9 protein-coding genes and 2 pseudogenes are annotated in these 18,240 nt (G+C 68.2%); 4 read left to right on the forward strand and 7 right to left on the reverse strand.

Annotated elements, in window-relative coordinates:
• Positions 1 to 31: 31 nt before the first annotated feature.
• From ABZT03_RS31035 to ABZT03_RS31045, 3 genes are all read right to left on the reverse strand, one after another.
• Positions 32 to 595 carry a TetR/AcrR family transcriptional regulator gene (locus tag ABZT03_RS31035; protein WP_356045573.1) on the reverse strand — a complete coding sequence of 188 codons (564 nt, stop codon included), beginning with the start codon at positions 593 to 595 and terminating at the stop codon, positions 32 to 34.
• A gap of 22 nt (positions 596 to 617) precedes the next feature.
• Complete coding sequence (locus tag ABZT03_RS31040) at positions 618 to 1,451, reverse strand: alpha/beta hydrolase (protein ID WP_356045540.1); 834 nt, start codon at positions 1,449 to 1,451, stop codon at positions 618 to 620.
• Positions 1,452 to 1,945: 494 nt separating this feature from the next.
• Positions 1,946 to 2,263: a hypothetical protein gene (locus ABZT03_RS31045; protein WP_356045543.1), complete on the reverse strand. Its 318-nt coding sequence runs from the start codon at positions 2,261 to 2,263 to the stop codon at positions 1,946 to 1,948.
• Between the two features lie 316 nt (positions 2,264 to 2,579).
• Here ABZT03_RS31045 and ABZT03_RS31050 point away from each other — a divergent pair.
• Positions 2,580 to 3,172 (forward strand): annotated as a pseudogene (locus ABZT03_RS31050) (transposase); the annotation flags it as partial.
• A 300-nt stretch (positions 3,173 to 3,472) separates the two neighbouring features.
• Here the strand turns inward: ABZT03_RS31050 and ABZT03_RS31055 are convergent.
• Entirely contained in the window at positions 3,473 to 6,448 is a 2,976-nt protein-coding gene (locus tag ABZT03_RS31055) for an AAA family ATPase (RefSeq protein WP_356045545.1), read from the reverse strand.
• 172 nt (positions 6,449 to 6,620) lie between these two features.
• Between ABZT03_RS31055 and ABZT03_RS31060 the strand changes: the two genes are divergently transcribed.
• A complete protein-coding gene (locus tag ABZT03_RS31060; protein WP_356045548.1) occupies positions 6,621 to 9,446 on the forward strand; it encodes a LuxR family transcriptional regulator in 2,826 nt (941 codons plus the stop codon).
• Positions 9,447 to 10,691: 1,245 nt separating this feature from the next.
• Here ABZT03_RS31060 and ABZT03_RS31065 read toward each other — a convergent pair.
• Together ABZT03_RS31065 and ABZT03_RS31070 are read right to left on the reverse strand one after the other, a co-directional pair.
• Positions 10,692 to 10,978 (reverse strand): annotated as a pseudogene (locus ABZT03_RS31065) (transposase); the annotation flags it as partial.
• Positions 10,979 to 10,995: 17 nt separating this feature from the next.
• Positions 10,996 to 11,640 carry an IS110 family transposase gene (locus ABZT03_RS31070; protein ID WP_356045551.1) on the reverse strand — a complete coding sequence of 215 codons (645 nt, stop codon included), beginning with the start codon at positions 11,638 to 11,640 and terminating at the stop codon, positions 10,996 to 10,998.
• Here ABZT03_RS31070 and ABZT03_RS31075 point away from each other — a divergent pair.
• Entirely contained in the window at positions 11,537 to 13,120 is a 1,584-nt protein-coding gene (locus tag ABZT03_RS31075; protein WP_356045554.1) for a glycosyl hydrolase, read from the forward strand. The two genes, ABZT03_RS31070 and ABZT03_RS31075, sit on opposite strands and share 104 nt — an antisense overlap.
• Positions 13,121 to 13,256: 136 nt before the next feature.
• On the opposite strand, the gene ABZT03_RS31080 is transcribed toward ABZT03_RS31075, so the two are convergent.
• Positions 13,257 to 16,130, reverse strand: coding sequence for a BTAD domain-containing putative transcriptional regulator (locus tag ABZT03_RS31080; protein WP_356045557.1), 2,874 nt, complete (start codon positions 16,128 to 16,130; stop codon positions 13,257 to 13,259).
• Between the two features lie 190 nt (positions 16,131 to 16,320).
• On the opposite strand from ABZT03_RS31080, the gene ABZT03_RS31085 reads away from it, so the two are divergent.
• On the forward strand, positions 16,321 to 17,856 hold the full coding sequence (locus ABZT03_RS31085) for a hypothetical protein (RefSeq protein ID WP_356045559.1): 1,536 nt from the start codon (positions 16,321 to 16,323) through the stop codon (positions 17,854 to 17,856).
• Positions 17,857 to 18,240: the final 384 nt, after the last annotated feature.

Raw genomic sequence — 18,240 nt, forward strand, 5'->3', positions numbered from 1 at the left:
AAGGGGGGTGGCGGTCCAGCGAGCGTGTGGTCTACCGGTGATGACCGGCGGACTCTGTGTCCGCGGTGGCGCGAAGGCCGCGATCGACGAGGTCGATGAGCCACTCGAAGCTTTCGGCGACGTCGGTGGACCACTGGAGTCCGCCGGATGCCTGCAGGTTGGCGAACCCGTGGAAGACGCTGCGCACCGCCCGCAGCGCGTGGGTCATGTCCTGTGAGGGAATGTCGTATCCCCGCAGTACCGCTTCGAAGGGTCCGATTCCTCGTCTGGAGGCGAGCATGATCGGGTCGTCGGGACCGGTCGGTGTGAGGCCGAGGGTGGCCGCGTAGCGGCCGGGGTGGGTGAGCACGAAGTCGCGCAGGGCTCTGGCAGCGGCGGCCAGGGCGTCGCTGCCGGCGCGGCCCTGGATAGCGGTGCCGATCGCGTCGGCGGCTTCGTCGAAGGCGAGTGCCGCGATGCGCCGGTGGAGGTCATCCTGGCTGGCGATGTGCTTGTAGAGAGAGGGGGCACACACCCCGACCCGTTCGGCGAGCCGTCTCATGGTCAGCCCGCTGAAGCCGATCTCGTCGGCGAGGTCGGCGGCGGCGGCGGTGATCGTGGCCGCGTCCAGGCCTGCCCTAGACACCGACGCTGGCCAGGAAGGCCAGGACGGCGGTAAGGGTCTGCTGGGGGAACTGGACGTGCGGGTAGTGACCGGCTCCCTCGATCATCTTCAGCCGACCCAGTCCGGTCGGCAGGTCGGCGACGATCGCCTCCCCCTCGGCCTGCGGCGAGGCCCAGTCGGGGTCGAGGCTGCCCTGCACGATAAGTACCGGGCAGGTGACGTTGGCCAGCTGCTCACCGGCGTCGGCGGGGGAGATCTTGCCCATCGCCTGCAGGACCTTCATCCGGCCGGGCTCCTGAAGCATCGCGGTGATCTGCCCCAGGCGTGTGTCCCAGTCCCCGGGCTTGGGACCGGGGTATGCGGCGTCCAGGTACTTGGCCCACTGCCTGGTGCTGCCGAGGATGGTGGTGCCCATGAGGTGGGTCGCGCCGCGGCGGTAGCCGGCCACCCGCAGGTCACCGAGCCGGACTTCCTGCTTTCGGGTGAAGGGCGCGAGTTCGACCACCGCGGTGACGAGCTCCGGGGCCTTGGCCGCGGCGATCGTGACCGCACCGCCGGCGATGGAGTGGCCGACGAGTACCGCCGGCCCGCCGAGGTGCTTCACCAGGGCGATCAGGTCACCCGCGAGGTCGGTGCGGGTGTAGGACGCCCACCCAACGCTGGACTCACCGTGGCCGCGCAGGTCCACCGCGACGACTCGGTATCCGGCTTCCACCAGGGCGGGGGTGAAAAACCGGTAGGCCTCGCGGCTGTCGCCCATACCGTGGGCGAGCACGACCAGCGGCCCGGAGGCGCCACTCACCTCGTACGCGATGGTCCCACCGTCAACCTTCAGGAACTCGGTCACGACTACCTCCATATGGTCTGTCAGCCTTGTTGGCTAATCTCGTTATCTAAAAGCTAACAGTGTTAGCTTAAAAGTCAATCCCGCCGCTGAAGGTGCGAGCAAATCTGTGCCGCACTTGGAGGCGGCCACGGGCTGTGCCACCCCGCGGAGGGGCGCGATGTGGGTTTTTGGTGGCACAAGTCTGCAGGTGCAGGTGCAAGGCTGATGCTGCTAAAGGGCTTCGGGCCGTGCCGGCGGGCGGTCGTAGCCATTCCAGGCGTAGCGGGAGAGATCCCGTGCTTCCTGACGCGGGTGGAGACGCGTGGCCGCCGTGCGGTCAACAGCCTTCGCGGCGCAGCGGTACCGATATGCCTCACCAGGTCGATTTGCCGCATCGGACCACCCGTGGGTCATTCTCATTGCACGGACGACGGTGTCGCGTGCTGCTTGGAGGGCGATCGTCTACCAGGCCCCGGGCGGAGACTCGGCCGGGTAGGTCTCCACCATCGCGACCATCACCGATCGCAGGGCTGGTAGGGCACGAGGAGGTCCCACATCTCTTGGGTGGCACCCGCAAGATCCTTCGAACGCAGCATATGTCCCTTGAGCAGAGTGTGACGCAAAGCGAAATACGCGGACTCGATCTCCCAGCGTTCGTGATGCGGCTGCATCAGCCGGGAGGGTGGATCGGCGCCGTTGTTGATCAGGTTGGTCAGCAGCCGGTCAATGAGTACGTGAATGCAGTGGGCAGAACCGCAGACGGCGTGAGTGATACGACCACCGCTCGGAATCTTGCCTGATCCTCTTCCAGCAGCGCGGTTGTCGACCAGCACAAGAAGGCAGAACTGCCCGAAGACACAGCAAGAATTGCCTGACAGTGCATTGGTTGTTGGTTGCGTCCTGGGAAGTGGTATAAGAGCTCTCACCTGGTCCGGGCGTCTGGTCCCGAAGGTAGCTTCGCCCAAGGGCAGAGCGGCTTCAAGTACCCGGTACACGGTAGGAGTGGGCTGTTTATGATGCCTTAGATCCAAATGGCGTTTTTGGGTGCGTGCCAGATTATTCGGGTGGGTTTCGCGATTTTGTCCGCTCCCAGGAGCCGCAGTCTGCCGATGGCCAGGTTCCGCAGAGCGGCCATCGCCCGTGGCGCTCTGGCTGCACGTGTTCACCGAGCTCAAGGACCGCGGCCTGGACGACGTGCTCATGCTGGTCTGTGACGGGCTCAAGGGTCTGCCCGAGGCCGTGGGGAGGCCGTCTGGCCTCGCACGATCGTCCAGACGTGTGTGGTGCATCTGCTGCGGAACTCGTTCCGTTACGCCGCCCGTCAGGACTGGGACAAGATCGCCAAGGCTCTCAAACCCGTCTACACCGCACCCGGCGAGGACGCAGCCACGGAACGCTTCCTGGAGTTCCAGGAGGCATGGGGCTACAAGTATCCGGCGATCGTGAAGCTGTGGTCCGACGCCTGGGCCGAGTTCGTGCCCTTCCTCTCCTTCGACGTCGAGATCCGCAAGGTCATCTGCAGCACCAACGCGATCGAGAGCGTCAACGCACGCATCCAACGAGCTGTTCGCGCCCGCGGGCACTTCCCCAACGAGGCCGCCGCCCTCAAGTGCATCTACATGGCACTGATGAGCCTGGACCCGACCGGGAAAGGCCGCAGGCGGTGGACCATGCGCTGGAAAGCACCCCTCAACGCGTTCCAGATCGCCTTCGAGGGGCGCCTGACCTCAAGCAACAACTGACCATCAACAACCAAGATCAGCCGTTAAATTTAAATTGACACACCCCACGGCGTGTGGAATGTGGCTGGTAGGCGCACGAGCGCCCGTTGGGCAGTCTCTTCGTAACGTGGTATGCCGGCACGCTGATGCCGCAGGTGAGGCCGGGGAGAACGCGAGTACGGGAGCGAAGGGCATGACGGAGGAGAGTGGTATCGACGGCGTTTGACGCGGTGCAGGAGGCCGACGTGGCATGCCGGGTCACTTCGTTTCGCTTGTGAAGACCCTCCGTCCGGTGGCGACAGGGAAAGCTGGCATGAGCGGTCAACGGTTGTCTCCAGTGAGTGGGCTGCCAGTGAGGACGGCTGTTACGACTTCGGTGCGGGATCGCATACCGGTACGTGCGAACAGCCTGGACAGGCGGTTCGCGACGGCGTCCTGGCTCAGTCGCAGCACCTGGGCGATCTGTCGGTTGGTGAGACCTTCGGCAAGCAGCGTGGCCAGCAACTGCTGGTTTTCCTCCGTGGCTATCTCGCGGCCCGGTATGACCAACCTCGCTTCGCGCATTGCGGTCCTGGTGTGGAAACGCCACAGTGCGGCGCCCGTCTCGCCGAACAACTCGTACGCCTCGTGTAGCAGCTTCGCCGGACCCTCGGTTGCGGGCGCCGCGGTCAGGAGCGTGACGGCCGTCTCGAACGGCTGACTGCGTGAACGGGCCAGACCGACCGCCTGGCACAGATGCCGGCCGGCCTCCGCGGAACCCGGCCTTACCGCGGTGCCGGATGTCAGCAGGTACAGCAGCCGTGTCCGGCTGCTGTCTGTCTGTTCGGCCAGCTGTTCCAGGTGGGCCACGCAGCCGGCCGCTCGTTCGGTGGCGCCCGCCTGTGCGTGCACCGCGGCGAGGGAGGCCCACAGTTCGTCCGTGCCGTAGACGGATCCGCGCTCGTCCGCGGCGCGCAGCCCACGCCGCAGTACCTGCTCGGCCGCCTCGAGTTCGCCCAGAGTGCGCAGTACCTCTGCGTCTGCTTGGTCGAGGACGTGTTCAAGCGGACCGTTCAGCTGACTGCGGACGGTGTCGATCAGTCGGGCCGCGCCGGTGACGCGTCCTCGTGCGAGAAGTATGGCCGCCGTTCGGGCAGGGAGCAGAAGGTGTCCGGGAGCGACCGTCAGCACCGTACCGTTGACCAGGTTCCGGCGCGCCAGCGTGAGTGCCTCGTCCCACTGGCCCTCAAGGTGATGCCACAGGAACCGGCTGGGCTCAGGCAGCGATTCGGGTTTCATTGCCCGGACAGTCAATAGGGCTTTTCCCTCTCGTAGGTCGCCGATGCCGAGCAGCACGTTGAACTGGGCGATGTTCTGCGCGAAGGCCTTGTTGGGTGGCACGCCCGGCACCTCCGCCAGGACTAGATCCTTTCTGAACCGACCGGGCCGGCCCAGCACAAACTCCCCGACCCGGCTGAACAACTCCAGCAACGAGCGGGTGCCCGGGGTGCTTTTCCACACCGCCTCGGACTGTGCAAGCAGGGTCAGTGACTCCTGCCACCTCTCTAGCTGCAACAGTGCCTGGACACGGCCGGACACGGTGGCCAGAGCGGGTAGCCGCCGTCCCTCCCACCACTCTGCGGTACCCATCCGGGACAATGCCTGCCAGTCCTGCTCGACAGCCGCTGACGCCACCAGCAGGGTGGCGGCTTCGTGGAGCGTCAGCGCGTCGAGACCCTCGGCCGGACCGTTCAGGATCCGCTCGGCCGCTGTTCGGGCCATACGGAAGTCATCGCAACCGAAGGCCGCCTGGCCGCAGCGTAGTATCGCCCGTTGGCGGGCCGACGGCTCATCGATGAGGCGGACCGCTCCGAGGAGCCAGCGCACCATCCCGCGCCGCCCGTGATCGGGGTACACCGCTCCCGCGGCGGCTGTCAGTTCCGCCACAGCGCGTTTGCGGTCGACCAGAAGGCCGGCGTCGGCGATCCGGTTGGGAAGGTAGGCCACCGCGTCCGCCTCGGCGAGGACCGACGGCGGGGCCGTGTCGTCGCCCGGGGCCCCGGCCGACCACAGCGCGTCGACCGCGGCGGCGGACAGTCGGGCGCGGTTGAACGGGCTCAACCTCTCCCGGACGCTGTGTGCCAGAAGCGGCACGCGAAATGTCCACCCGCGAGATGTGGCGCCGTCCGGTGCGTGCAGGTCGTCCATGATGCCCTCGTCGACCAGTGCACTGATGCCGTGGTCGACGACCTCGGCGGTGAGGCCTGTCGACGCCACCACCAGCGCCGCGGCCACTCGGCCGAGCGGCCACAGGACGCTCAGCGCCTCGGCCACTGTCCCACAGGGCTCGCCCAGCGCCCGCAGCGCCGCGACATGGCGATCACCGTCCGGCAGTGTGGGCACCGGCGCCCCGGTGACCAGGAAGGCATGCCGGTCGACCACACCGATGGCACCCTGGGCCACCCACGCGACGAGCAGCGCGTCGAGTGCCCCGGGAAGGCTGCGGGTCAGCACCTGGGCCTGCTGTACGAGATCGGCGTCGGGTGTGGCCCGCAAGCGCTGCTCGAGCCAGGCCGTGACGCTCTCGGAACTCAGGCGCGACAAAATGATCGTGCGCACCGCCGGATCGGGAACCGGCTGCTCAGGGGCGCACCCTGGCACTGGGAGGGGCACTGAACTCCGCAGGTTCGAGGTGTCGCCGGGCTCACGGGAAGGATCCGCCGTGTCCGTCCCCGTGTGCTGTACTGCCGTGACTAGCAGCCGGGTGCCGGGCGGGACGCGGCTGAGGTCGGCCTGGTCGAGCAGCGCGAGGGAATCCGCGTCGGCATGTTGGGCGTCGTCGACGACGACCGTCACGGGTGTCGGCTGCGCCAGCGCTGCGGCGAGCGCCTCGGCCATCGCCGCCCGGTCGCCCCGTTGCACTGCGGACAGCGCTTTCGCATCCGGCTTACGTGGGTGGTGCCGTTGCGCCGCCGCGGACCGGTGCTCCTCCAGGGCCTTAACCAGTCGAAAAGCCAGCATCAGTGGCTGCTCGTCGTCACCGGGAACGCAGTTCACGGGCAGGACTGCGATCCCCGCTGCGGTAAGCCGACCGGCAGCGGCGTGCACGAACGCGCTGCGCCCGATGCCCCGTTCTCCTCGGATGAACACCAGGCGCGGGCCAGCCGGATCGCGAAGGCCGCCGTCGAGCTCGGCCGACTCCCGCTCCCGGCCGATCAGCTGTCCATCCGCCCGGTCGAGACGAACAGGCGTTCCACCGAGAACCCAGTCGGTGTCCGAACGAGCAGCCACTGTTTCCACCACGACTTTCGACGACATACATGTACCGGGCGGGTGCCCGTCCTGGACCGCCCCCGCGAACGGCCCACTTTCTTCACCTGTAATCATGACGAACCAGGCATGTGACGGGCGGCCCGCTCTTCATGCGACCGAACTCCGTTTTTCCGTATAGCAGTTCGACGTAGGTGGACGGGGGAGGCAAGGAGTAGTGATGCAGGAACATCGTTCGACACTTGCCGTCAGGCCTGGCGAAGTCGAGGAAGTGGCCGCCGCGTTGCGCGCCACCGGTTCCGCGGCGCGGACGGTCCTGGTCACCGGTCCGGTCGGTACCGGCAAGACCGCTGTCCTGGAGCAGGCACGGTGGGCGGTGGTCCAGGAGGGCGGCAGGGTTTTGCGGCTCCGCTGGGAAGTCGCCGAAGGCCCGGACGGCGCGGCTGCCCTCGTGGACGTTGTATGTGCCGCACTTGCCAAAATTTTTTCGGACGGCCGACTTCCGGCACGCATCGCCGAAGTGCGTCGGATGCGAGCGCTGACCACTGACCCCGGCGGTGAGATCGCCCTGCTGTCGGCCTTGGCGGATGTCATGACAGACGCCGTCCAATATGTTCACTTTGCGATCATCCTCGACAATGTTCGATCGATGCCGATGCGGACGGCCTGCGCGCTGGGTCTGCTGCTGCGCGCGTTCCGCCCCACCGGCGTGCCGATGGTACTGGCCGGACGGCCGATGGACCCGGGACAGGTCGCCGGAGCGCAGTTGCTCGCGACAGCGGACCTGGTACTCGAACTGCAGTCACTGTCTTCCGACGCGGTTGGCGCGCTCATCGTGCGGTGGCTGGGCCGACCTGTCGAACCCGACCTGGTGACGCAGATATCCCATGCTTTGGGTCCGCTGGCTGGGAGTGCGGGGGCGGTGCTCTCGGTCCTCGCCTCGCTGGAGGAGTGCGGCGCTCTGCTCGAACTCGACGGGCAGGTATGTCTGACCGTCCCGGAGGGCGGGCTGCGGCTCTCGGCGGACATCGCGGAGCTGCGCCGATACGGCTGGCCGGACACGTCGCCGGATGCCTCCACGGTCGCGACAGCGGTGGCGCTGGCCCGGCTCGGGGCACCGCAACTCGAATCCCTGTATCGGACGAAGTCGCCGGACGGGCTGCTCGACGCCCTCGGGCGCAGGGTGGAGGGGTTGATCAGGGATCGGGTGGTGACCGTCGATGCGGACGGCAGGGCGAGGTTCGCCGTTCCGGCGCTCGCGGCGGCACTGCGTGCGCTGCCCGATCGTGGTGGTGCGCAGCCGCCGTACGCCGTGGTCACCAGAGCGCTGGCCGACCACCTGGGCGCCGTCGTACCGGACCCTGGGCGGCCATGGCCGTTCGGGGACGTACTGGCGAGGGACCCGACACCTGCCGAGACACTCCCGAAGCGCCCGACCGCGCCCCACGGCGTTCAGTCTGAGAGGTCCGGGGCGGTCGGCCACGAGGGCCCGGCACCATACGGCGCCGACGTGCCCGGCGCCCTGCGCGAGTCCGCCGTCATCGGCCTGCGGCGCTCCGACCACATCGGCGTACTCTCGCTCGGCGAGCCGATGCTCGCCTGTATCGAGGGATCGTTTGGGTCGCACCAGTCGCACAGCGAGGTCCAGGGCCCTCTGGTGTTCGTCGCTCGGGCCTGGGCCTTGATGGCGCTGCACGAACACAGGTCTCCGCACAGCGAGGACGCCGACCCCCGTTACCGTGCGGCGCTCGGGCGGATGCCCACCGCCGCCGGACTGGCGGCGCTGGGTGGCGCCTACGGGATCGGTCCGGTCACGCCGATGACCTTCGGGCCGGCAGCGGCGGGCTACTGCGTCCCGGACGCCGGCCTTGGCTCCGGACTCGTCCCGTCGCCCGCGGAGGTCCGGCTCCTGGCCGCCGCCGCAGGCGGCGACGCCGAGTTCCAGCGCGCCAGACAAGAGCTGCTGCATCACACCATCGACGAGGCTGCCCTGCACCGGCTGCGGAACGCCGCCGCGTACGGCGACCTGGCGGGCGCTCTCAACGCCGCGCTCGGGGAGCGGTACACCAGGGCGGATGAGAGCACAGCAGCGCAGTATCAAGCCCTGTTGAGCGACTATCTGACAGGACAGTGGGACAGCGCTCTGTCTCGCGCACGCCGGATCGAGGCGAGGGGACAGTCCGACGGCGTGGCCGGGGTCGCACAGCCAGCCCGAGCGCTGGCGGCCGAGATCCAGCTCATGCGCGGGCAGTTCGGCAGGGCCCGACAGTGGCTGGAACTGATCCCCCCGTCCTTCGTCCATCCACTGGTTGCCCGGGTGCGGCTGGGCGTGCGGTACTGGTCGGGGCAGCCGGACGAGGCCCTGGCAGGGGCATGGCGCGACGTGCGGCGGGCACAGGAGAGCGGACTGCTGGCGGGGGTCGAGAGGGTGCTGCTGCGGATCATGTCGCTGACAGCGGGCGACAGCCCGGAGACGGCGCGGGATACGCTTCGGCACCTGGAGGCGCTGCACGAGGAGGCGGCCTCGCCGATGACGCACGAGGCGGTGCTCCTCGGGCGCGGGATGGTGCACGGCGACGCGGACAGCGCGCTGAGCGCGTACCACCTGGTGCGACAGCGCGTCGATCTGCCCTTGAGCGTGGACTGCTGCCAGTCCCTGACGGATGTCGGCGACGACCCCTCGCGGTGGCTGGCCGAGGCGGCGCGGAGCGTGCACACGCTGGGCATGGGTCGGCCCGTCCGCAGTCCGCTCGGCGCTGCAGCGGTGCGGCGGAACGTTTCGCTCCCAAGGCGTCGCACGACCTCCCAAGGACTGAGCGAGCAGGACGTTCGGCTCATCGGCATGGTGAGCGAGGGCTCCACCAATCGGCAGATCGCCGCTCGGCTGGCGTGGAGTGAGAAGACCGTGGAACAGCGGTTGTCGCAATTGTTCCAGCGGACCGGACGCCGTTCCCGGGTGGAGCTGGCCGCGGCCTGGCTGGACGGCAGCCTGGCCCGGCAGGGGTTGGTGCCAGACGCTGGTTTGGGCAGTGACGGCGGGGACTGACAGCGGTCGTGCACGGCGGGCGGGGTCGGCTGACCTCGCCGTCACCGTGCTTGCGTTCCCGAAGGTGGTCATGGCTGGGGCACAGACTCCGTCGGTACGGCCGACTTGTCCGCCCCCGCGCGCGGTCTGCCCAGGAAGACCGTGTCGACCCCCCCCCGTGGGGTGGTGGCTGAGCTGACCTGTCAGACTCCCGCCGCGTGGGTGTCGTGCCCACTCGATTCTGCGGTCACGCCCGCCCTCGGGCCTTCGTGGTGAACGTTGTGGATCCGTCGGCACGGGGTGCGTCGACAGGGCCGGCGTCAAGACTCGTTCCGGTGCGTCGCCTCGCGGCGTCCAGACGACGGACGAACCGGCCGTGGACGGGATGCGCGGCGGATACGGCGGCGTCCCTGCCCAGTGAGGGTCTCTAATCAGCTAAGCGATCCCATGTCAGACATAGTGTCTGGCAAGGGGTTTTCCATCGTGGAGGGGTAGCGTGAGCGTGCAGGTGGAAGCCCGCGCCCAGTGCTGCCCCTCGTGGCTGTGCCATTGGTCTGTCGCCTCTCTCCGAACTCATGGCGGGCTCTGGCACCTGGTCGCGTCACATTACGGCCTGGTGGAACCGAGAATTGGGTACTGCTCTCACCGGACACTCGGGCTGAACCATCGGGCGTGGTCGCCCCGTTGTGCCTCACGAACCCGGCGTCGGTGTCCAGCCGACAGAGCACCGCCGGACGGACGCGGAGGTACGCAAATGCCCCTTGCTCACACGTGGCGGTTCCCGCCGCAGGGTCTGCTGCAGCGGCGGCGCCGCGGTTTGGAGACGGACGGATCTCGCGCCCGGCAGGACCCGCCGCGACCGGCGGGCGGCGCCGTGCGGCTCCCCGAGACTCCGCTGCCCGCCGGCCTGCCGCCGTTGCCGACGGGATTCGAGCCGGCGAACATAACGGAACAAACCTGGGAAATGTCGACGTAGCGGCTTCCCGGCATTGAACCGTTTCCGGTGAACGGTTCCGGTGGAACCCACGCGTCATGGAACCGTCCGCCCCCGAACGTTCGTCCCGGTGGCCCGTTGTCGCCAGTCGCTACCTACCTCGGACTCGAACGAGGGTCAATGTGGCACAGAGCAGCACGCCTTCCCCGAGCCGGGCGCGGCTGGCCAGGGGCCCGTCCGGCATGGCGAGGGAGGTTCTCAGAACCGAGTGCGGCGTCAATTTGACCAGCCGGCCCTGAAGGACTCCTTTGGGGGACTACCTACTGACCTTTTCAGGTTGGCTTCGGGTGGCCTGAGGTGAGGGCCAGTCCGGTCTCGGTGAGGCACCCCTCGATGAGTTCGGGACGGCGTTGGATGTGGGCGAGCCCTCGGCGGAGGGTTCGGGTGAGATGGTCGGGATCGCTGAATGCAGTGTTCGCCATCGGCCCACGCCGTAACAGGGACCAGACGCCTTCCACCGGATTCAAGTCCGGCCATAGGAGGGCAGCCGGACGAGGGTGAGCCAATCGTGGTCGGCCGCGTACTTCCTCATTCCGGCGGCACGGTGGGTGTTCAGATTGATGCCCCTATGGTCTGTCAACCTGGCTGTATCGCTGTTCTGGGCAGTGGTGAGGCGCTGATGCATCGGAAGAGTTCGCGGGCCACGTAGCGTTTGAGGCATCGGATGACTTCGCGTTTGGTTTTGCCTTCGGCTGTGCGCCGCTCCAGGTAGGCACGAGTGCGTTCGTCCCAGCGCAGGCGTGTGAGCACGATGCGGTAGAGGGCCGCGTTGACCTGGCGGTTGCCGCCGCGGTTCAGGCGCCGGTGCTTACTCTTCCCGGAGGAGTGCTCGACGGGGCTGACGCCGCACAGAGCGGCGAAGGAGGCGTCGCTGTCGAGGCGATCGTGGTTCTCGCCGGCGGCGATCAGGAGGGCGGCCGCACTGTCGGGTCCCACGCCCTGGATCTCCCTCTGGATTTCCCAATGGAGTCGTGAACGCCCGGGGTTCCGCGCTAGATCATGCTGAACCATCCCCCGCTCCCATCCGTCGTGCCAGCGGCGGCGACAACTGATCGTCACCGCACCCGAATCCAGAATCCTCGCCCCCACCGCGCAAGCCAATGGAGAGGCACGCTCTATGCGCAGACGCACATCACTCCTCCTCGCCCTGCTCTTGGTCATCGTCGGGGTCTCCGGTACCGCCGTAGCCATCCAGACCCACCGGTCCAGCAGCAAGCACATCGACGGAACACCGGCCGCGGACGTCGCCGACCACACCATCACCCTGCAGAACCGCACCGACAGCCGTATATGGGTGGGCAGCCAGGTCAACGCGGACGGTTCGACCGCGATCACCGGGCTGCCGGCGCTGGGCCCGGGCCAGTCCGCCACGATCAACATCCCCGAACACGAGGGAGCCGGGCACTGGCGCGGCACCTTCTTCGCCCGTCAGGGGTGCGATGGTGAGGACGGGAGCACGTTCCACTGCGCCGTCGGCGACTGCGGACCATACGCCGACCATTGCTCTCTCGGTCAACAGCCCACCGGGCTAGCCGAGTTCAACTTTGACCCGGCCGACTCGCTGGCCCCCTGGTACGACGTCAGCTACGTCGATGCCGTCGCCGCGCCCGTCACCATCACCCCCAATGACGTGACACCGCCCGCGAGCGGCGAGTGCGCGGTGGCGGGGTGCGCCGAGGATCTGCTGTCCGCCTGCCCGGCCGACAACCTGACCAGGGACTCGGCAGGCAAGCCGCTGGTGTGCACCAACCCGAACCGAGACTCGAAGACCCCGTACAGCGACATGGTCAATCAGAAGTGCCCCACGGCGTACGCCTGGTCCAAGCAGGACGCCGAGCCGGGCAACAAGGTCATGTACCAGTGCACCAAGTGCACTGGCCTGACCGTCGCCTTCGGGTCCGGCACCACCGCCCCGGCCGACCCCGCCGCCACTCAGCCTGCCCCTGTCACCAACCCTGTCAACACTGCCGCCACGATTCGCAAGGGAGTCAGTCTCAACCCCGTCGACGGTGCCTCCCAGGCGCTCGCCGCCTCGGGCGTCTCCTGGTACTTCAACTGGGCCTCCTCTACCGGCGCGGTCACCAAGCCGGACGGCGTGGACTACGTCCCGATGATCTGGGGCTCCGGCTCGGTCACCGACGCTGAACTGGGCGCGGCTGTCCAGAACGGCAGCAGGGAGCTACTCGGCTTCAACGAGCCCGACAACGGCGGACAGTCCAACATGACGCCCGAGCAGGCCCTGGACCTCTGGCCCCGTTTGGAGTCCACCGGCTTGCGCCTGGGCGCACCCGCCGTCGCCTCCGGCGCCGACGTCGCAGGAGGCTGGCTGGATCGTTTCATGCAAGGTGCCTCCGACCGTGGTCTGCGCGTCGACTTCATTCCCGTGCACTGGTACGGCGCCGACTTCGGCCCCGACGCCGCCAACCAGCTGCGCGGCTACCTGCAGGCTGTCCACGACCGCTACCACAAGCCGATCTGGCTGACCGAGTTCGGCCTCATCGACTTCTCCCAGGGCACCCCCCGTTACCCCGGTGAGCAGGAGCAGACCGACTTCATCAACTCGTCGACGCGGATGCTGGACGGTCTGGACTTCGTGGAGCGCTACGCGTGGTTCACGCTGTCCACCCAGACCAGTCCGACCGGCCTCTACGACGGCACGACCGCCAACGCCGGTGGCCGTGCCTACCACGACGCGGGCTGACCGGTGAGGTGAACCGTCCTCACCTGCCATCCGTTGTTCGGATGCAGTCTGGCCGTGTCCCCCGTCCCCCGGGGCCACGGCCAGGCCGTGTTCGAACGGGAGCCTCATGTCAGGCGATCCACCCCGGGGTAGCTCCCTACGTGTCGAGGTGCGGCGGATTGTTTTCCAGTCGGTCAAGTCTCTGGCGGATCTTCGTGGCGTCGGGATGGTCGAATTCCACGAAGATCGCCAGTGCCTGCTGCCAGCTGTCGCGGGCGGCTTCCGGTTCGTGGGCGGCCAGTTGGGCGTCTCCGAGGTTGCCCAGGGTGTATCCCTCTCCCCACTGGTTGCCGATGTCCCGGTGTGTTTTGAGCGCCTGGCGGTAGTACTCGACGGCGTCCTCGTAGCGATGGAGCCGACGATGGACCGTGCCCAAGATGTCGAGGGTGACGCCTTCGACCCAGCGGTTGCCGTTGGCGCGCAGGAGTTCCAGCGCCTGCTCGAGGCAGCCGACGGCCTCGTCGAACCGGCCGAGCTGCTGGTAGACGTCGCCCAGGTTGCACAGGCATATTCCCTCCCCCCAGGCGCTGCCGACGCCCCGTTCGACGGTCAGCCCACGGCGAATGTACTCGGCCGCTTTGCCGAGCTGGCCGGACTGCAGATGCGTATCGTCTCGATTGATCACGGCCGACCCCCAGGCGTCCGCGTCCCTCTGCTCCCGGTAGGCGACTATCGCCTGGCGGAAGTGCTCGACGGCCTCGTCAAGCCGGCCCGAACCGCGCAGCGCGGCGCCCAGGGCGGCGAGGCTTTGAGCCTCGCCCCGGTGGTCGTCGCCGGCGCGGGCGGCGGCCAGGCCGGCTCGTGCGGTGTCGATCCAGTCGTGAGCGTGGCTGCGGAGGTGGAAGAAGCCCCAAAGGACGGCTGGCAGTCGCCATGCGATACCCGGCCGGCCGGACCCAGCTGCCTGGTGGATCGCGGCGACCAGGTTGGCCCGCTCGGTCTCGCACCAGTCCAGGGCCTGGTCGTGTGTCGTGAACTCCAGGGGACGGCACAGGGCCGGCATCGGCTCAAGGGGAATCCGGCGACGCTGAGGGGTGATGTGCGGGTAGGCGGCGTCAGCGGTGTGAAGATACCAGGCGAGCAGTCGCCCCACGGCGTGCTCCCGCTCCGAGTGCGTCTCTTCGGCGTGGACGCGTTCGGCGGCGTAGACGCGCAGCAGGTCGTGCAGGGTGTAGCGGCCCGGGGCGTGTTCGGTGAGCAGGTGGGCGCGGGTGAGTTCGACGAGCAGTCCGCGGGCCTCCCGCAGGAGGAGCCCGGCGAGGGCAGCCGCGGCGGGTGCGGAGATGTCGGGTCCGGAGTGCAGGCCTAGGAGGCGGAACAGGCGCGCGGCGGGATCGGACACCGCTTTGTACGACCAGGAGAAGACAGCCCGTATGTCGGTGGTGATGTCGTCGCCGGAGACGAAGGCGTCGAGGCTTCCGTGGTTGGCGCGCAGTTCCCCGGCTATGGCACCGAGTGGGAAGCCGGGGTGGGCGACGGCATGGGCGGCGACGATGGCCAGTGCCAGCGGCAGCCGGGCGCACCGCGCAATGATCTCTGCCGTGGCCTGCGGTTCCGCCGCCAGCCGGTCGGTGCCGAGCCTGCGCGCCAGGAGGTCGTGTGCCTCGGCGGGTGTTAGCTGGTCCAGAGGGAGCGGATGCGCCCCTTCGCCGGCGACCAGACCGGTGAGCTGGTTGCGGCTGGTGACGATGACCAGGCAGCCGGGGGAGCCGGGCAGCAGTGGACGGACGTGGTCGGTGTTGCGGGCGTTGTCGAGGAGAATCAGCATCCGCCGCTGGGCGAGCATGCTGCGATAGAGCGCCGTCTGGGCGTCGAGGCCGACGGGGATCCGCATCGGCGGGACGCCGAGCGCGCCAAGGAAGATGCGGATGGCCTCGTTCGGTGTCACGAGTGAGCCGGTCGAATCGAAGCCGCGCAGATTGACGTAGAGCTGTCCGTCGGGGAAGCGGTCCGCCACCTCGTGCGCCCAACGCACGGCCAGGGTGGTCTTGCCGATGCCGGCCATACCGGCGATCGCGCTGATCACCACGGTGGCCGGGGGATCGTCCTGCTCGGACAGCAGAGCGCGGGCCCGGTCGAGTTCGGCGCGCCGGCCAGCGAACGTCGGCAGATCGGCGGGTAGTTGTGCCGGGCGGGCCGCGTGTACGACGGTGGGGGAGGCGGGGGGCGCCGAGCTGGCTGGCGTCAGGGCGTCCAGGGTCGCGTCGGCCGCCAGTATGCGGTCGCGCAGGTCCTGCAACGGAGTACCAGGTTCGATGCCCAGTTCGGCCACCAGGGTGCTCCGCGTACGGCGGTAGGCTGCCAGCGCCTCTGCTTGCCTCCCAGATCGGTAGAGCGCCAGCATGAGCAGTCGGCACAACTGCTCCCGCAGTGGATACTGGCCGGTCAACGCGATCAGTTCGGCGACCACCTCGCTGTGGTGTCCGCGTTCCACTTCGATGTCCAGCCAGGTCTCCAGCGTAGCCAGTCGCTCCTCGTTCAGCCGGGAGCCCTCGGACTCGGCCAAGGGGCCGGGGAGACCGGCCAGTGCCGCGCCCTGCCATCCGTCGAGCGCCGCACGCAGCAGCTCCGCAGCGTCGGACAGTTTCCCGGCGGCGCGCAGCTTCCTCGCCTCCGTTACGCGTTGCTCGAACACGGTGAGATCCAGACCGTCCTCCGGCAGACGGATCAGGTACCCGCCCCCGACCGACACGACCACCCGTCGGCTCCCGGCCGTCTCACGTTCCGGCTCGACTAATTTACGCAGGCGCGACACATAGGTCCGTAGGACGGACACGGCAGCCGTGGGCTGCTCCTCGCCCCAGACCGCGTCGAGGAGTTCGGCGAGTGGGACGGCGCGTCCACGCCGCAACAGCAGCGCCGCCAGGACGGCCCGCTGCTGTGGCGAACCAAGATCTAGTTCCTGTTCACCTCGCCAGGCCCGGACGGGCCCCAGGACGGAGAAACGCACGGAAGCTTCGTAGCCGTTCACCCCCCGGACTGTACTCAACAGCGGTTTCTTTGAAGCCGCCTGATGGATTGGCACCTTTCTATTCGTCGTCGCTGTTTCGTCGGTCGAGGGATTGAACCGTTCCCGTACGGCGCCCGTTGCGCTACCCGGGAACCGTCACGTCGTTCCCGACTGGGGCCTTTCGGCCGGGGAGCGTCAGAGAGGAAGAGCCATGAGCCGGGGTGAAGAGGGAGAGCTGGACGAGTCGATCACGGGGGACGAGCACACCGTGCCGGAGGAACCTCTGGATCTCAGCAGGCCGGAATCCGCCGTGGTGCCGTCCGGGTCGGCACCACGCCACGCGGTGGTCATCTCCGGAGACGGCTCGGCCACGATCGACGGAGAACCCGTACTGGTCGCGGAAGGGGAGTCGGTCGACGCCGCGATCCTCGACAGACTGCAGGGATACGCACGTGACCTGAACGCCAGCGTGACGGCGACCATCTCTGATCCTTCCGCGGGGTACGTAGCGCTCGTCGAGGTCGCTCTGGACGGTTCGAGCAGCCTTCTGGAGCAGCAGGAGTCGCAGGATTTGCCGCCCGAGCCTGCCGAAGGCGGGGTAGGTGCGGAGCCGTTCGGACCTGTAGCGATATTCGGCCCTGCCGAAGCCGAAGATCTCGATGACGATCTGGATGACGCCGACGCCGACGCCATCGACGAAGACGGCGACGAAGACGGCGACGAAGACGGCGACGAAGACGGCGACGTCGAGGGGCAAATGCGGGAGCAGCAGCGGCGACTCACCGCGCTGCCCCCGCCTGCCGGTCGCCTCAACCTGAAGGCCGCCCCGCGGAACGCAGCGCGTCAGTCGGACGACGAGTACAGATCGCCCGGTTTGCTCCACAAGCCCCTGATCGTCGGGCCGGTGGCCCTCAGCGTGGCTGCCCTCATCATCGTTCCGCTGGTGATCCTGGGCAGCGGGGCGCCGGATGATGGACAGCGCCAGAAGGAAGCCGCCCGTTCGAGCAGCGAGAGTGGGACCCCTCTGGCGGAGGACACTGCACCGGCCGCCTCCTCGTCCGCGAGCACACTGCCCAGCGCGATAGCCGCCTTACCGTCGGCCAAGCCGAAAGCATCGACGAGTGCGAAGGCCCCGAAGAACGGAGGGGGATCCGGAGGAGCCGGAGGAACGGGAGGGATCACCGTCACGGTGACCGCGAAGCCACCGCGGGCCACCGTGACCGCGAAGCCACGGCGGGTCACCGTGACCGCGAAGCCCGCGCAGGACACCGCCGCCACCGCGGTGAACCGGCTCCACCAGCGCGATCCGTCCGGGCGGCACATCTGCTACCGCGCGTACCTCTCTGGCGAAGGCTGGCAGAAGCCCGTGTGCGACGGAACGCTCGCCGGCACGACGAGCGGGACTCATCCGATCCGGGCCCTCAACATCGCGGTGTACGGCGGCGGCTCGGCCGCCGACGCCTTCATCCACAATGCCAAGTCGACCAACGGCCAGGGCAAGTGGGAACCACAGTGGACGGCCGTCATCGGCGACGGCAAGAACAACTACGTCGGCAGTACGAAGTCGGGCGCCCCCTACATGACGGGTTTCGGCATCAACATCGGCAGAGGCCACGTGTGCCGGACAGCCAAGGTCCGCGGCTACGGCTGGTCTAGTGCGCGCTGCACCCAGCCACGCCCCGGCTACATCTTCGGGGGCACCACGGAGAACACGCGCTGGCTTGAGGCCGTCAAGCTCTGGGTGTGATGCGGTGAGCAGAGCGAAAAGGCGCGGGCGCAGGGTACCGCCGCGTTAGCCCTTCCATCTTTTCGGCCGAAGCAGTGAACCTCTTTCTCCTGGGTAATCGGGTGAATCGGGCTGGTCAGGAGCGGTGACGTGGCGAAGCCCCTCGTCGTTGGTGTGGTGATCTCACTCAACACGCCGACGGCCGGGGGGCTTCGTTGGTTCCATCCCTTGTTCTTCGCAGGGGATCCCGGCCTTCAGGCCGGGCGGGAATGCGATCTTTGGCCCTGAGGCGCGCAGCGCCGGAGTTCTTTGCGTCTGCGGGGTGACGGTCAGGTCGGCCGCTTCTGGTTGTCGATGTAGTCGTTGACGATGCTCAGGGGTGCGCCGCCGCAGGATCCTGCGAAG

The sequence above is a fragment of the Streptomyces sp. NPDC005574 genome (assembly GCF_040605435.1).
GTDB lineage: Bacteria > Actinomycetota > Actinomycetes > Streptomycetales > Streptomycetaceae > Streptomyces.

Coding starts and splice junctions, on each gene's coding strand:
- ABZT03_RS31055 (WP_356045545.1), bottom strand. CDS start 6,448: ATGTCGTCGAAAGTCGTGGTGGAAACAGTGGCTGCTCGTTCGGACACC.
- ABZT03_RS31060 (WP_356045548.1), top strand. CDS start 6,621: ATGCAGGAACATCGTTCGACACTTGCCGTCAGGCCTGGCGAAGTCGAG.
- ABZT03_RS31075 (WP_356045554.1), top strand. CDS start 11,537: ATGCGCAGACGCACATCACTCCTCCTCGCCCTGCTCTTGGTCATCGTC.
- ABZT03_RS31070 (WP_356045551.1), bottom strand. CDS start 11,640: ATGTGCTTGCTGCTGGACCGGTGGGTCTGGATGGCTACGGCGGTACCG.
- ABZT03_RS31085 (WP_356045559.1), top strand. CDS start 16,321: ATGAGCCGGGGTGAAGAGGGAGAGCTGGACGAGTCGATCACGGGGGAC.